This is a genomic window from Thiogranum longum, from assembly GCF_004339085.1.
GTDB classification, from domain to species: domain Bacteria; phylum Pseudomonadota; class Gammaproteobacteria; order DSM-19610; family DSM-19610; genus Thiogranum; species Thiogranum longum.
This window is the reverse complement of sequence record NZ_SMFX01000001.1, coordinates 1,223,813-1,238,436: the sequence shown is the minus strand read 5'-3', so window position 1 is coordinate 1,238,436 and position 14,624 is coordinate 1,223,813. Positions and strand designations below refer to the sequence as shown.

The window sequence follows — 14,624 nt, the reverse complement described above, 5'->3', positions numbered from 1 at the left end:
CCCGTTTCCACACCGCCGTGCTGACCCTTGACACCGTACGCCGGTACAGCCTCTATTCTTACCGGTTAAATGTAAACCGTTCTTCAGTGCAGGTAGTGTGCCGGCATTGAAGTAACGCAACACACGGAAACCTGAGCCAGGAACACCTGGCGGGAGGGCACCATGGCACAACAATTCGATCTTGTCGTTATTGGCAGCGGCACCGCGGCTACTGTGAGCGCGACACACTGCCGTAAGGCCGGCTGGTCCGTCGCCGTTGTCGACCATCGTCCCTATGGCGGCACCTGTGCACTGCGCGGCTGCGACCCGAAGAAAATGCTGGTTGCAGCTGCCGAAGTCATGGACGGTATAGCCCGCATGGCGGATGTGAATGTCATTCAGGGGAAAGCGAGCATCGACTGGGCGGCATTGCAACGCTTCAAGCGCTCGTTCACCGACCCGGTGCCCGCGCGGCGCGAGCAGATGTTGCAGGAACAGGGTATCTCGACCTTTCACGGCAAAGCCTGCTTTACAGGCATCCGGCAGGTTCAGATCGGCGCCGAGACCCTGGATGCAAAGCATATCGTCATTGCAGCCGGTGCGGAACCGGCGCCACTACCCGTCGATGGTGCCGGGCACCTGATGTTGAGTGACGCCTTCCTTGAACTCGAGACGCTGCCACAGCGGCTGGTATTTGTCGGCGGCGGCTTTATCGGCTTCGAATTCGCGCATGTGGCCGCGCGCGCGGGCGCCGATGTCGTTATCCTCAACCGCGGCCCACATCCACTCAAGCAGTTTGATCCGGACCTTGTCGCTGCACTCGTCGAACGAACTCAGGCGCTGGGGATCAGAGTGCTGTGCAATCACGAAGTCAGGGCAGTTGAACAAACCAGCGACGGTTACACCGTTCGCGCCGCCAGCCCGGATGGTAAGGCTGTTTTTGAAGCGGTCAATGTCATCCACAGCGGGGGACGTGTGCCGGCGGTTAGCGATCTCGACCTCGAAGCTGCGAATATCGCTCACGAGGGGCTGCGTATTTTGCGCAACGACTTTTTTCAGAGCACGTCCAATCCGGCGGTTTATGTCGTCGGCGATGCCGGCGCCCCGCCATTGCCGCTTACGCCTGTTGCTGCACTGGAAGCCGGCGCTGCTGCCGCCAATCTGCTGGAAGGGAATCACGCCACAGTCGACTACACAGGCATACCGACCGCGGTGTTCACGGAACCGGTGCTCGCACGGGTCGGTCTGCTGGAAGCAGAGGCGAAAGCACACGGACTCAGGTATCGCGTAAAGCACGAGACTGTTCCGGGCTGGTACAGTGCACGACGCATAAACGAATCGTGCTATGCATTCAAGGTGCTGGTCGAGGATGGGAGCGAGCGCGTGTTAGGCGCCCACGTAGTCGGTCCCGGTGCCGTCGAAATCATCAACCTGTTCGGGCTTGCCATGCGCACCGGCCTCAAGGCTACGGATCTCGCTTACGCCACCTTTACCTATCCAACCAGCGCATCTGACCTCGAATCGATGTTGCCATGAGCACCCACACCGGAATGCATCGAGGCTGCCCTCGGGCGTAAGTTACAGGGAAAAACGGCACTATGGGACTGTATGGACGAGCAATCACTCACCGCTGGGCTAACTGAAGTCGCTGACCACGCTCCCGGCAAACCCGGTATACCGCCCACCTGGAGCGGCGGACGCAAGAACGCCGTGGGTTGTTCGCTTGGCCCGTCACGCCTGTGGTTTACCCTCGGCCGCGGCATCATCAATGAAGTCTACTATCCACGCGTCGACCTGCCGCAGATCCGTGACCTCGGCTTCATCGTCGCCGATGGCGCCGGTTTCTGGGTGGAGGTCAAACGTCTGAATGCGTACACCATAAGCCAGCCCGAACCGGGCATCCCTGCCTACACGCTGGAACACCGGCACTCGCGTTTTACGCTGACACTGCGTATCTCACCCGACGCACAGCGTGATGTGCTGCTGATCGAATGCCGTCTGCAGGGTGATAAAGCACTGCGTCCCTTTGTACTGCTGGCGCCGCGACTGGGCGGAACCGGTTACGATAATCATGCAGCAACGGCACACTACCGTGGACGCCGTGTACTGTGGGCCGAACAGGGGCCGTTTGGCCTGGCACTGGCCGCTGTGGACGCACATCAGCATGACGCTATCCAGGAAGCCAGCGCCGGTTTTGTGGGTAGCAGCGATGGCTGGCAGGACTTCAATCGCAACGGCTCCATGCGTTGGCGTTACCAACAGGCCGGTCCCGGCAATGTTGCGTTGACCGGTGGTCTGCCCCGTCACTCAGTTCTGGCGCTCGGTTTTGCCAGCAGTCGCGAATCCGCTGCCACAGTCGCTCTTTCCGCCCTGCCAAGAGATTTTGGCAGCCCATGGCAGCAGCAAATAGATGATTGGCGTAACTGGCATTCAGACTGCGGCCTGCGTTGTGCACTCGACCTGGGCCTGCCCAATGCCCTGCACGATGAACTGAAAATCTCGGCAATGGTGCTGCGCACTCATCAGGACCAGATCTTTACCGGCGCCATGATCGCCAGCCTCAGTATTCCCTGGGGCGAAACGCGTAACAAGCGTGGCGGTTACCACCTGGTCTGGCCGCGTGACCTGGTGGAGAGTGCGGGTGCACTGTTGGTACTGGGCGCCGATGACAAGGCGCGTGAAATCCTGCGCTATCTCATTGCCACCCAGCTTGAAGACGGCCACTGGTACCAGAACCAGTGGCTGGGAGGGAAACCTTTCTGGCAAGGCACCCAACTCGATGAGATCGCCTTCCCGGTGTTGCTGGCGGCAGAACTGGCCGCGCGCGGTGCCCTGGACGGCATCGAGGTCGGTGACATGGTCTGCCGCGCGCTGATGTTTATTGCACATAATGGCCCTGCCACCGACCAGGATCGCTGGGAGGAAAATGCCGGCGTCAATACCTTCACCCTGGCGATCTGTATCGCCGCACTGGTCAGCGGCGCGGACTTTCTGGACGATCCGGACAGGGAAACGGCGTTGGCCATTGCTGACTTCTGGAACAGCCGGATCGAGTCCTGGACCGCTGTATACAACACTGCGCTGGCGCGACAACACGGCGTTAACGGCTATTACATTCGCACTGCCCCGCCGAAAGTCATTATGGATGAAGAAGCGCTAAGTGAGCAGTTACCGATCAAGAACCGGTTACAGGATCCCGGGCTGTCCGCAGCAGAACAGATCAGCACAGACTTCCTGCAACTGGTACGTTTCGGGCTGCGGCGTGCAGACGATCCGTTAGTCACTGACAGTGTCCGGGTTATCGATGCCCTGCTCAGGGTGGAGACACCGAACGGTCCGGCCTGGTATCGCTACAATGGCGACGGTTACGGTGAACACCGTGATGGGTCTGCATTTGATGGCACCGGTCACGGTCGCCCCTGGCCGTTGCTTACCGGAGAACGCGGCCACTACGAGTTGCTGGCCGGTAACGACCCCTTGCCATACCTGGGCGCCATGGCTGCGATGACAGGACTTGGCGGGATGCTGCCGGAACAGGTCTGGGACAGTGAACCTGTTCCCAAACACCGGCTGTACCCCGGTCGTGCGACAGGGTCAGCCATGCCGCTTGTGTGGGCTCATGCAGAATTTATCAAGCTGGCATATTCCCGCGCAGCCGGTCATCCGGTAGACAGGATCGATACGGTATGGCGCCGCTATGCTGGCCGGCGCCCGAAAGTCGATCTTGCGGTTTGGTCACCCGGGGCACCTGTTGAATCCATGCTACTCGGTGAGTCGCTGTGCTTGTGTCTGCCACAGCCCGCCACGATTCGCTTTCAGATCGGTAACACAGGCACGACCGGGACGTTGCACACAACACAGGCCGGTCTTGGCATGCACAGAACCACCTTGCCGGTTGAGGGGCTCGCTACCGGTGAATCAATACACTTTACCATCGAAACCGACGAGGTCGATGGCGCACTACAGGGCAATCACCGGATCAACATTGTCAGCCGCGCGCTTCACGGGTGAACAGGCGCCACATTAACCCCAAGGTTATACACCAGTTCACCACCAAAATAGGCCGCCGTCAGAAGGGTCCCGGTTCCCACCAGGGAAATGGCGAAGAACACCCAGCCTGTGGTCGCAGCCAACCGCATACCACGCCAGCGTGAAAACACTTGCCATACTGCAAGGCCAATCAATATCCACAGTGTTGTAAGGCCAAGCTCCTCATGCTGTTCCAGTGGCGCCTTGTCAAAGCCGAGGTCTACGGCTTTATCCAGTGCGATATCACCAAAGGTTGCAGCCACTATCGCCGCCAGGGCGGCCAGTACCAGTGCACTCAGACCAGCCGTGGGAAGGCAATCTCTCGATGCAAGATCACCTTTTCTTACCAGTACAAAAAAATCAATCGCAATCGCTGCCAGGAACAAAACGATCGGGAAATGAACCAGCATGGGATGTATATGTGCAATATCTATCATTAAGTAATCTCCTTGCGTCTGAATAGTATCATCGAAAACTGGCTCATTACCGCAGCGAAGCCGATCAACGCCTGGCCGGTAAAAATGACAACTGTCGCTGACCGGCGATATCAGCGCATAGGGACAATGATCAGCTGTTAAAATTAACGACCGGCCGTTTTACGCCCGCAATCGCCTGCCGAACAGACGCGCCACGAACGCCCTTCGCGCTGCAGTAACTCATCGGCTGCGGATGGCCCCCATTCTCCGGCGGCATAGTTCGGGAAATCGCGCGGCGGCAACGCGCTCCATACATCGAGTATCGGCTCCATCAGCTGCCAGGAGGTTTCGATAATATCCGCGCGCTTGAACAAGGTGGGATCGCCCTGCATGCAATCATAAATCAGTGTCTCATAGCCGGTACTGGGCTCATGTCCAAAGTAATCATCGTAGCTGAAATCCATTTCCACCGGACTCAACCGGAGTGCCTGGCCAGGTACCTTGGCATTAATTCCCAGGCTGATCCCTTCACTGGGTTGTATGCGCAATACCATGACATTGGGCTCAACCTGTCTGTCTTTCAGAACAGAACGTTTGAACGCGGCATTCGGCGCATGCCTGTACTGGATCATGACCTCGGTGAAACGACCGGGCAGGCGCTTGCCCGTACGCAGATAGAACGGCACACCGGCCCAGCGCCAGCTGTCGATCATAAGACTCAACGCAACAAAGGTTTCGGTCTCGGAATCCGGCGCAACACCCGGTTCCTGGCGATAGGCCGGCACACGCTTGCCGTCGGGCATGACACCGGTATCGTATTGGCCGCGTACGGTATGGGTCAGCACCTCTTCTGGTGTCAGCGGCTGAATAGCACGCAACACCTTGGCCTGCTCATTGCGGATTTCATCGGCATCGAAGGATATGGGGGGTTCCATAGCAATAATGGAAAGCACGGCCAGCAAATGATTGGGGATCATGTCCCGCAGCGCGCCGGCGCCTTCGTAATAACTGGCGCGATTTTCAACGCCCAGCGGTTCAGCAACGGTGATTTGCACATGATCGATATAACGACGGTTCCAGATGGGTTCGATAACCCCGTTGGCAAAACGGAACGTAAGGAAGTTCTGTACAGTCTCCTTGCCGAGATAATGATCAATCCGGTACAGCTGGCGCTCATCAAATACCTCCAGCAGCCTGCGATTCAGTACACGCGCGGATTGCAGGTCACGACCAAAGGGTTTTTCGATGACCAGGCGGCGCCAGTGACCGTCTTGCTCGGCAGCCAGGCCTGCACCGGCAATATGCCCGGCAATATCGCCAAAGAAGGTCGGTGGCGTTGCCATGTAAAACAGGTAATTGCCTGGCGTTTTGCACTGATCGTCCAGCTCACACAGCTTCTTCGCCAGCGCCTGGTAAGCCGCCGGATCCCGGAAATCACCTTGCAAGTAGTGACAACACTTGACCAGTCGGTTCCAGACATCCTGTGAATAGTCGCCATCGAGGTGCGCGCGACTTTCGCGATTCATCAGCTCACGGTACGTTTCGCTGCTGAAGTCTTCGCGACTGACGCCCAGGATGGCAAATTTTTCCGGCAGCTGGTTTGCCAGGGATAAATAATAAAGCGCAGGAAACAGTTTACGCTTGGCCAGATCTCCGGCTGCGCCGAATATCACCATAATGCAGGATGGCGCCGGAAGTGTATCGGTCTGTATTTCAGTGTCTGGCATGATGCATTACTCTCGATGGCATTATTTTTTATTTTCCTGGTGACCGCAAAATCCGCCGCGCACCACTCGCTTTATGACCGACGGTTCAGTACTTTGATTGCCCGTGAAACCGCATTTTATGCGCGGGCATCTTGCAGTGCATGCGCCACTGCATCGAGTAATTTTTCGTAGGCAAGGACAAATTTGTACAGACCTTCCGTCAACAGCGCATCGGTAACGTCATCCAGTGAGATACCTTCCTCTTCCAGTGTCGCCAGGTCTGCTTTTGCCTGCTCCAGGTGCTCTTCCAGCTGCGCCCGTACCGAGCCATGGTCACGAAATGCATCCAGTGTAGCCGGTGGTACCGTATTGACGGTTTCCGGTCCAATCAGGGACTCAATATAGAGTACATCACTATAGGCCGGGTTCTTTGTGCCGGTACTGGCCCACAACAGGCGCTGACTGCGAGCGCCTCGTGCGACAAGGGCTTCCCAGCGCTCGCCACTGAACAGGGCCCTGTATTGCTGGTAGGCAAGTTTGGCATTGCCGACGGCCGTCTTTCCCTTGAGCGCCTGCAAACGTGCTGTAACTTCCCCGGATGTAGCGGTTTCGAGCTTCTCATCCAGCAGCCGGTCTACTGCACTGTCTACCCGACTGACAAACAGGCTGGCCACACTGGCTACCCTGGATAAATCACCACCGGCCTTGTCCAGACGCTCCAGACCGCGCAGGTAGGCTTCAACCACCCGCGCATGAACCTTGCGCGAAAAAAGCAGCGTGACATTGACGTTGATCCCTTCCTCAAGCAGGGTCTCTACGGCAGGCATACCCGCTTCGGTAGCCGGAACCTTTATCATCAGGTTCTCACGGTCAACCGTACGCCACAAATAGCGCGCCGCCTGAATCGTACCCGCCGTGTCATGGGCCAACCGTGGTGAAACCTCAAGACTCACATACCCGTCTCTGCCCGTACTGGCGCGATAGACCGGATGCAGGATATCGGCGGCGGACCGGATATCATCAACAGCGATTCGCTTGTAAACAGACTCGGCATCACTGCCCTCCTGTTCTGCCAGTTCCCGTATCACCTCGATGTAATCATCACTTCCGGCAATGGCTTTCTCGAAAATAGCGGGATTAGACGTCATTCCCTTTACACCATCGTCCTCGATCAGCCGTTTGAGTCCACCATTAGCCAGCAGACTGCGGCGAATATAGTCCAGCCATACTGACTGGCCAGCTTCTTCCAGTTGCCTTACCGGGTTCATTCTCTCTCCTTTGGCATATATGGCGAATGTATCAATACCACCTGCAACGACCGCTGGCAGGCGACTGATTCGAGTGGTATACAGGCAAAAAGTTCCTGTCTATGTTATGTCAGGGCTACGCTTACGCGAGGCCGTCACGTTATAGATCGGCACCCAGATCAATGCGAAATACCAGCCATATGCCCAGGCTTCCACCAGCCCGATAAAGAAGCTTTTTACACTCAGCCACTCAAAGCCTGGAAGGAGATCCTGCCAGACTGTATACATCGCGTATCCCGGAAAAAGCAAATCAAAACCAACACACAATACAAACGTAATCGCCAGAAACAGACTGGTAGCGTTACCAACTGCATATATCGAGATTCTGTTTTTCATGCCTCATCTCCTGCACCCGGTCCGGGTGTATGAATACAGGTTCAGTTGTACAGGTCATCACGTCGCAGCGGTACAGGTTGCGGCTGATGCCGGTGGCCGGCCAGCACCTGGTGCAGGCTGATGCTTCCTTCGTCAAAATACCAGGCACAACCCGCCATATACAGGCGCCACAAACGGTACGTTACCTCACTTGAGCAGGCGATTGCCTCGTCACGCTTTCCCTCAAGCCTGTCAACCCAGTGGCGTAATGTAAGCGCGTAATGTCGCCGCAGACATTCAACGTCAAGCGGTTCAAAACCGGCCTGCTCCATAGCGTCAGTCACATCACTGATACGTGCCAGTTCGCCATCAGGAAAAATATAACGGTTCATGAAGCGGGTCATCGGCGTACGCTTCCAGCCAGTCTCGCTGGTGATGCCGTGATTCAGAAACAGGCCGTCGGGTTTAAGTACCCGTCGCACGGTACTGAAATAAGTCGGTAAATTTTTTATCCCTACATGTTCAAACATGCCCACACTTACGACGCGGTCATATTGCCTGTCATCCGGAAGTTTGCGGTAATCCAGTAATTCAATATGCACCTGCCCTTCCAGACCACTGTCATGCACTCTCGTCTGTGCCAGTTCAAGCTGGGCCTCGCTGAGCGTGATACCGTGCACCTTTACCCCGTAGTGGCGGGCAGCCCACAGTGCCAGGGCACCCCAGCCACAGCCAATATCCAGTAGTGTCTGGCCCGGTTTCAGGCGCAGTTTTCTGCATAGATAATCCAGTTTATCCCGCTGCGCCTCGGCCAGCGGCTGACTGTTACTGCGATAGTAGGCACAGGAATACACCATCTCAGGGTCAAGCCATAACGCATAGAAATCATTGCCGACATCGTAATGGTGGGCAATACTGGATCGGCTGTTCCGGTGCGCCGTCAGTTTTGCCCGCCGGAGTCGTGTAGACCCTATGCAGCGCCTTAGCCCTGGCAGACGTAGTACCTGTCGCACCAGGTGCAAGCGTGTAAGCAGGGACAGGTCCAGCTTTTTCAGGCTGTCCTCAAGCTCAAACAGGGATACAATGTCACCTTCCACATCAATTGCACCAGCCAGGTAGGCGTCGACAAGACGTAAAAGATTGCGATGAAGTATCAACTCACGTAATGCTCCAGGCTCCCTGAAAACTATAGTACAGGGCGCACCGGACTTCCCTTGCACAAGCGTGTTATCCCAGAGTCTGACAGCTATTTCACCCTGGTAATCCCTGAGCACTGTTGAAACGATATCTGCGCCAATCAACCCGCGACTGTCGCACTGCCTGGTACCCGGGCTGGGATCCTGTAATGAATCGAATTTTCTTCCTGAGAGCAGCATGCTGTCACCTCCATCAAGGTTATTCACATACTTCGTGGTTACACTTCTCTTTTCGGCGAATATGATAAACAGACTCAACGGGCAAAACAGCAACGATCCCATCACCGTCCAGACCCGTGTGAGCGGCCTCTACGATGGCTTCGGCAATCTCTTCTGCCTTGCCTTTCCCGATAAACACCTCGATACGAACATGCTCACACATCCAGTCCGGTTCATAGAAATTGGCATATTCACCGTAGCCCTTGACCTTGGTGACACTGACACCAGGTACACCCATGCTGCGCAGTTTTTCTTCCACCGCCTCGAGGCGCTCAGGTCGGAAGATAGCCGTTACTTTTCGAAAGTCCATAAATTTCTCCTTTATCAGATGCGTGCATTACGCAGGCGCAAGGCATTGCTGATGACTGATACCGAGCTGAAACTCATTGCAACCGCTGCAATCATGGGTGACAGCAGGATGCCGAATACCGGGTAGAGTACGCCGGCAGCAATCGGGACACCGAGCGAGTTATAGACAAAGGCAAAGAACAGGTTCTGCTTGATATTGCGCATCACCATACGGCTCAGGCGACGCGCCCGAACGATACCGCGCAGGTCACCTTTTACCAGGGTGACGCCGGCACTTTCCATTGCCACATCCGTACCGGTACCCATGGCGATACCGACATGTGCCTGGGCCAGTGCGGGAGCATCATTGATACCGTCACCGGCCATGGCGACGATGCGACCTTCATCCTGGAGTTTCTTCACAATGGCTGCTTTCTGATCCGGCAATACCTCAGCCTCTACCTGGTCAATATTCAACTTGCCGGCAACGGCCTGTGCGGTGGTTCGGCTGTCACCGGTCAGCATCACAATGCTGAGACCCTCCTTGTGAAGGTCCTCAATGGCTTCCGGTGTAGATGCCTTGATCGGGTCCGCTACGCCAATCAACCCGGCGGCTTTACCTTCTATTGCAACCAGCATGACCGTCTGACCTTCTGTCCGGCCTTTTTCAGCCAGTTGCGGCAACTCACCCGGGTCGATGGACAGGCTTTCCAGCAATTTCAGGTTCCCCAGTGCCACAGTTTGGCCATCCACCTTCCCGACAACCCCCTTACCGGTGAAGGATTCGAAATCCTCGGTCGAAGAGAGAGAGACACCTTCTTTTTCTTCAGCACCACGCACAATCGCTTCTGCCAGGGGATGCTCGCTGGCGCGCTCAAGACTGGCGCTCAGGCGCAGAATGTCGTGCTCCTTGTAACCATCGACCGCAACAACCGACACCAGTTGTGGCTTACCCTCGGTCAGCGTACCGGTCTTGTCGACCACCAGGGTGTCCACCTTGCGCATGACTTCCAGCGCCTCGGCGTTTTTGATCAATACACCCATCATCGCGCCCTTGCCGGTACCCACCATAATTGACATGGGTGTAGCCAGTCCCAGTGCGCACGGACAGGCAATGATCAACACGGCAACCGCATTGATCACAGCATTGGCCAGCGCCGGTTCCGGACCCCAGTTCCACCAGACAAAAAAGGTGAGAATAGAAATCAGTACCACCGCCGGCACAAAGTACGCGGCAACGATATCGGCGAGTTTCTGGATGGGTGCACGGGAACGCTGCGCTTCAGCCACCATCTTGACGATCTGTGCAAGCAACGTATCTGAACCTACCTTCTCGGCACGCATCAACAAGCTGCCGGTACCATTGACTGTTGCACCGATCAGCTTGTCGCCCGGTGCTTTCTCGACCGGGAGAGGTTCACCGGTAACCATGGATTCGTCCACGTTACTCAGACCATCCTGCACCGTGCCATCGACGGGAATCTTTTCACCGGGACGCACTCTCAGAATGTCACCCACTTTTACCTGCTCCATCGGGATATCTTCTTCAGAGCCATCTGCGCGAACAATACGTGCTGTTTTCGGCGCCAGGCCCAGCAACATTTTGATGGCGGTATTGGTCTGGCTACGGGCGCGTAATTCCATGACCTGGCCCAGCAGCACCAGGGCGGTAATCACAGCAGCCGCCTCGAAGTAGACCGGCACCACGCCGGATTCATTGAACACCGATGGCGGGAATATGCCCGGGAATACTGTTCCGGCCACACTATAGATCCAGGCCACCCCAACACCGATGCCAATCAGGGTGAACATGTTGAGGCTGCGGTTGATGATAGACTGCCAGCAGCGCACGAAAAATGGCCAGCCGCCCCACAATACCACCGGTGTCGCCAGTATCAGCTCAAGCCACTGTCGGGTATGTGGACTGACGATTTCCGCCACTGTATCTGGCCAGAACTCCGCCGCCATGGCGCTAAAGAATACCGGGATGGCCAGTAACGTACTCACCCGGAAGCGCCGGGTCATATAGTCCAGCTCGCTGGTGTCTTCTTCAACCTCCACGCTTCTTGGCTCCAGCGCCATACCGCACTTCGGGCAACTGCCGGGGTGGTCCTGGATAATTTCCGGGTGCATGGGACAGGTGTACTCGGTTTTTGTAGCCATCACCGGTACTGTCAACGGCTCCAGCGCCATGCCGCATTTTGGACAGGAGCCGGGGCCGGTCTGCTGTACCTCCGGGTGCATGGGACAGGTGTAAAGTGATGTATCGATATCACAGCTGTTATCTACACAGTAGCCACCGGGCTGGTTTTCTTCATCATTCGCCGGCTTTTCCGGGTGCAGGTACATCTCCGGCCTGGCCGTAAACTTCACACGGCACGAGTCACTGCAAAACAGGTACACCTTGCCCTCGTGGATATACCGGTGCTCTGTTTCTTCTGTAACTGTCATGCCACAGACAGGATCAGTCTGTGGATTTCCGCTACTTGTTGACTTGTTTGCATGCTCTGACATGGTGATTCCTTTTTTTATTTTCCGGAAAAACATCCCATCATATTGAAATAGCCAGGCCCGATACGGCTAACCGGGCTTCAGGCACTCCCTTAATTCATGTTCGGTTGGCAACTCACGAAACCTGACTTCACCATCCACGACCAGGTTCGGTGAATGCCGGATCTTGTATTTCTCCACCAGTTCCGGCTCGTCCTCGACATAAAACACCTTGTAGTCCACACCAAGGTCGTCCAGTTCACGCGCCAGGTTCCTGTAATGGGTGCAGTCTCTGGATGCGATTATCATTACGTCCATTTTTATCTCCTGTGTTGAGGTCAATTGATCATTCAGGTCAGGTACAACTCAATGTTTGTTTCCGGGCGACTCATTTTCATTTCCGGCAAACGATTCGATCAGGTGACAGACAGAATTACCGTCCGGGATGCCATCAGGCATGTTTTCCCACTGATCGAGCGCCTGTTCCATTCGGGTCTGTAATGCCATGAGTTCCTCCAGCTGCCGGCGATTTTCATCGATACGCTGGTTCAATATTTCACGCACGCGTGGGCAGGGTGATTTCCCCTGGTCGGAGTCATGCATGATTTCCCGAATCTCATTCAGTGTATAGCCCAGGCGCTTTGCCTGCCGAATAAAGCGTAGCCAGCCCACTTCACGATATTGATACAGGCGGTAACCGTTATCCGGGTTTCGCTTCGGTCGCAGCAGGCCCATACGGGTGTAGTAACGCACCGCATGAGGCGTAGCGCCGCTGCGATTTGCCAGGTCCGTTACAGTCAGTGTGTACATAACCTCTCCGCTTATTTCACAATTGCCATTTGATGGCCTTCCCCGGCTGGGAGGGCAATCTCGCCCAGTACTTTCAACGAATCCTGCTCCACAACCCAGATCTTTGGTTCGCTGCGACTGGAGACATAGAGCTTGCCGGTTCCATGAATCGTATTCAGGTGGTAGGGCGCCGGTGAAAGGCTGGTCTCACGGATCACCTTCCCGGTCTCGGAATCCAGGGCAATCAGCTTGTCACCCTGCTTGCTGCTGACAAACAGTGTCTTTCCATCGTCACCGATATCCAGGCCATGCAGGTTATTTCCAACCTGCCAGCTATCAACCACCTTGCCCGTTTTGATGGAAACGGCGGAAATCTTCCCAGCACGTGGATTAGTCACAAATAATCGACTTCCGTCCCCGGATAACACCATATGCGTCGGCCCGGGGCCTCCTTCAAGCGTACGAGTTACCGCCCATGTAGCGGTATCTATCTCGCTAATGGTTCCATTGCCGCTGTTCGTCACAAAGGTCCGTTTACCGTCCGGCGTAACCACGGCGTAGTTTGGTGCAGGACCCGTGCTGACGGTTTTGATGACCTGGTTACTCTGCATATCCACCACGCTAATACCACCACGCGTCGGGTGAGTGGAAATGACGTAGCGACCGTCCGGTGTAATCGCCTCGTGGTGCGTCCATCCGGACACAGGAATGGTCAGCATCACGTGCCCGTGGGCCGGGTGAATGAGAGCCAGCTTACTGTTGGGCGTGTCGGCGGACTGGCCCGCGGCAAGCGGTGTTTCACTCAGACTTCCTGCTACCAGGTATTCTCCATCCGGGGTCGCCACCAGTCCGTGTGGATTTTCGACGCCGGTAAAGGTGGCGGTTATTTTTCCGCTGGCGGCATCAACGGCAATAACCCTGTTGCCTGACCCCAGCGGGATATACACTGTTGGTGCAGCCAAAACCATCCCTGTTGTAACTGCCAGGGTGGCAACGAATAATCGGATCAAGTGCTTCATGGCTAACCTCCTTGATTACTGAATTCATCATGACTGGTGAATCGACTTTACAACCTGCACCTTGGACACAGGTCAAGGTTTTTATAACAGGCCGCCCGGGGCTCCATGAAAATAATCGGCTGAAACCCGGGTGCCGGGTAGTGGCGCTGAAAAAGATCGGCCACACAAGTGACGGCAAGCAACCGTCTGAAGGGAATTACACGATAGGCGGGGGTGACTCGGGAGTGATGTTCAAACCAGTATGGCGATCCTGCAGGACGGCTTTCATGTGCTCCTTGCCCATGGCAGGAAACTTCACAGCGCCTGTCAGCAAGGCAATGAGTGAAAAAGCTGTGAAATGGTGACAGCTGTCGCTATCCATCGAACTGCAATCGTCAACACGACAGGTGCAGGATACTTTTTCGGGTGACGCCTTTTGGCTAACTGCAGGCGCTCGTTCCTGCATGGCGTGAGGACATGGCGCCATACTGTCGCCACTGATAACTGACAGCTGACTTCCGGCCTGTACTGTCGCAAGTGCCACAGCAACCGGCGTGGTGGCCAGGCTCACCACCAATAGCACATTCAGCAATGTCCGGAAAACCGATTTCATAGCCCTGCCTGTCAAGCCCTCGTTGTTAATAACGAATTGTGTGGTTAAACCTAGCACAAACTCCCGGATTTATCAGTGTGACAGGCTAATATCTGTCAAAGTTTCAAGTTGTGTAAGCTGAATCTAACCGGGAGGCCCAATCAATGGGATCTGGAATAATATCGTTGATTGAATTCAGTCCATATACGCAAATGACAAAAGAGCATATTGCCGGCGCAGCCTGGCCTTCCGTCAATGCATACACGATATTACCTTTATTCTCGCGCGTAGTCAGACTGT

The 14,624-nt window shown here is 55.7% G+C and carries 13 protein-coding genes; 2 read left to right on the top strand and 11 right to left on the bottom strand.

Going from position 1 to position 14,624, the window contains the following annotated elements; translation table 11 throughout:
* Positions 1-162: 162 nt before the first annotated feature.
* Both DFR30_RS06255 and DFR30_RS06250 read left to right on the top strand, forming a co-directional pair.
* A complete protein-coding gene (locus tag DFR30_RS06255) occupies positions 163-1,515 on the top strand; it encodes a dihydrolipoyl dehydrogenase family protein (RefSeq protein ID WP_132971842.1) in 1,353 nt (450 codons plus the stop codon).
* Positions 1,516-1,587: 72 nt separating this feature from the next.
* A complete protein-coding gene (locus tag DFR30_RS06250) occupies positions 1,588-3,990 on the top strand; it encodes a glycoside hydrolase family 15 protein (RefSeq protein WP_132971841.1) in 2,403 nt (800 codons plus the stop codon).
* Here the strand turns inward: DFR30_RS06250 and DFR30_RS06245 are convergent.
* The 11 genes from DFR30_RS06245 to DFR30_RS06195 form a co-directional block, all read right to left on the bottom strand.
* Positions 3,981-4,445 carry a DUF2231 domain-containing protein gene (locus DFR30_RS06245; RefSeq protein ID WP_132971840.1) on the bottom strand — a complete coding sequence of 155 codons (465 nt, stop codon included), beginning with the start codon at positions 4,443-4,445 and terminating at the stop codon, positions 3,981-3,983. The two genes, DFR30_RS06250 and DFR30_RS06245, sit on opposite strands and share 10 nt — an antisense overlap.
* A 143-nt stretch (positions 4,446-4,588) precedes the next feature.
* Positions 4,589-6,151 carry a glucose-6-phosphate dehydrogenase gene (gene zwf, locus DFR30_RS06240; protein ID WP_132971839.1) on the bottom strand — a complete coding sequence of 521 codons (1,563 nt, stop codon included), beginning with the start codon at positions 6,149-6,151 and terminating at the stop codon, positions 4,589-4,591.
* A gap of 116 nt (positions 6,152-6,267) precedes the next feature.
* Positions 6,268-7,398 (bottom strand): transaldolase, encoded by a 1,131-nt coding sequence (gene tal / locus DFR30_RS06235; RefSeq protein WP_132971838.1) that lies wholly within the window; start codon positions 7,396-7,398, stop codon positions 6,268-6,270.
* Between the two features lie 99 nt (positions 7,399-7,497).
* Positions 7,498-7,773, bottom strand: coding sequence for a DUF5676 family membrane protein (locus tag DFR30_RS06230; protein ID WP_132971837.1), 276 nt, complete (start codon positions 7,771-7,773; stop codon positions 7,498-7,500).
* Between the two features lie 41 nt (positions 7,774-7,814).
* Positions 7,815-9,128 carry an SAM-dependent methyltransferase gene (locus tag DFR30_RS06225; RefSeq protein WP_207891827.1) on the bottom strand — a complete coding sequence of 438 codons (1,314 nt, stop codon included), beginning with the start codon at positions 9,126-9,128 and terminating at the stop codon, positions 7,815-7,817.
* 19 nt (positions 9,129-9,147) lie between these two features.
* Entirely contained in the window at positions 9,148-9,477 is a 330-nt protein-coding gene (locus DFR30_RS06220) for a P-II family nitrogen regulator (RefSeq protein ID WP_132971836.1), read from the bottom strand.
* A gap of 14 nt (positions 9,478-9,491) precedes the next feature.
* Positions 9,492-11,969, bottom strand: a complete 2,478-nt coding sequence (locus DFR30_RS06215) for a heavy metal translocating P-type ATPase (RefSeq protein WP_132971835.1) — start codon at positions 11,967-11,969, stop codon at positions 9,492-9,494.
* 66 nt (positions 11,970-12,035) lie between these two features.
* Positions 12,036-12,263: a thioredoxin family protein gene (locus tag DFR30_RS06210; RefSeq protein ID WP_132971834.1), complete on the bottom strand. Its 228-nt coding sequence runs from the start codon at positions 12,261-12,263 to the stop codon at positions 12,036-12,038.
* Positions 12,264-12,311: 48 nt separating this feature from the next.
* Positions 12,312-12,755 (bottom strand): MerR family transcriptional regulator, encoded by a 444-nt coding sequence (locus tag DFR30_RS06205; protein WP_132971833.1) that lies wholly within the window; start codon positions 12,753-12,755, stop codon positions 12,312-12,314.
* Between the two features lie 11 nt (positions 12,756-12,766).
* The gene (locus tag DFR30_RS06200) at positions 12,767-13,753 is read right to left on the bottom strand and encodes a YncE family protein (RefSeq protein ID WP_132971832.1); all 987 of its coding nucleotides are present in this window, start codon (positions 13,751-13,753) and stop codon (positions 12,767-12,769) included.
* A gap of 196 nt (positions 13,754-13,949) precedes the next feature.
* A complete protein-coding gene (locus DFR30_RS06195) occupies positions 13,950-14,345 on the bottom strand; it encodes a hypothetical protein (protein ID WP_132971831.1) in 396 nt (131 codons plus the stop codon).
* Positions 14,346-14,624 lie beyond the last annotated feature (279 nt).

Excerpts from the sequence above, each read along its gene's own strand:
- DFR30_RS06255 (WP_132971842.1), top strand. The coding sequence starts at position 163 with ATGGCACAACAATTCGATCTTGTCGTTATTGGCAGCGGCACCGCGGCT.
- DFR30_RS06250 (WP_132971841.1), top strand. The coding sequence starts at position 1,588 with ATGGACGAGCAATCACTCACCGCTGGGCTAACTGAAGTCGCTGACCAC.
- DFR30_RS06245 (WP_132971840.1), bottom strand. The coding sequence starts at position 4,445 with ATGATAGATATTGCACATATACATCCCATGCTGGTTCATTTCCCGATC.
- zwf (WP_132971839.1), bottom strand. The coding sequence starts at position 6,151 with ATGCCAGACACTGAAATACAGACCGATACACTTCCGGCGCCATCCTGC.
- tal (WP_132971838.1), bottom strand. The coding sequence starts at position 7,398 with ATGAACCCGGTAAGGCAACTGGAAGAAGCTGGCCAGTCAGTATGGCTG.
- DFR30_RS06230 (WP_132971837.1), bottom strand. The coding sequence starts at position 7,773 with ATGAAAAACAGAATCTCGATATATGCAGTTGGTAACGCTACCAGTCTG.
- DFR30_RS06225 (WP_207891827.1), bottom strand. The coding sequence starts at position 9,128 with ATGCTGCTCTCAGGAAGAAAATTCGATTCATTACAGGATCCCAGCCCG.
- DFR30_RS06220 (WP_132971836.1), bottom strand. The coding sequence starts at position 9,477 with ATGGACTTTCGAAAAGTAACGGCTATCTTCCGACCTGAGCGCCTCGAG.
- DFR30_RS06215 (WP_132971835.1), bottom strand. The coding sequence starts at position 11,969 with ATGTCAGAGCATGCAAACAAGTCAACAAGTAGCGGAAATCCACAGACT.
- DFR30_RS06210 (WP_132971834.1), bottom strand. The coding sequence starts at position 12,263 with ATGGACGTAATGATAATCGCATCCAGAGACTGCACCCATTACAGGAAC.
- DFR30_RS06205 (WP_132971833.1), bottom strand. The coding sequence starts at position 12,755 with ATGTACACACTGACTGTAACGGACCTGGCAAATCGCAGCGGCGCTACG.
- DFR30_RS06200 (WP_132971832.1), bottom strand. The coding sequence starts at position 13,753 with ATGAAGCACTTGATCCGATTATTCGTTGCCACCCTGGCAGTTACAACA.
- DFR30_RS06195 (WP_132971831.1), bottom strand. The coding sequence starts at position 14,345 with ATGAAATCGGTTTTCCGGACATTGCTGAATGTGCTATTGGTGGTGAGC.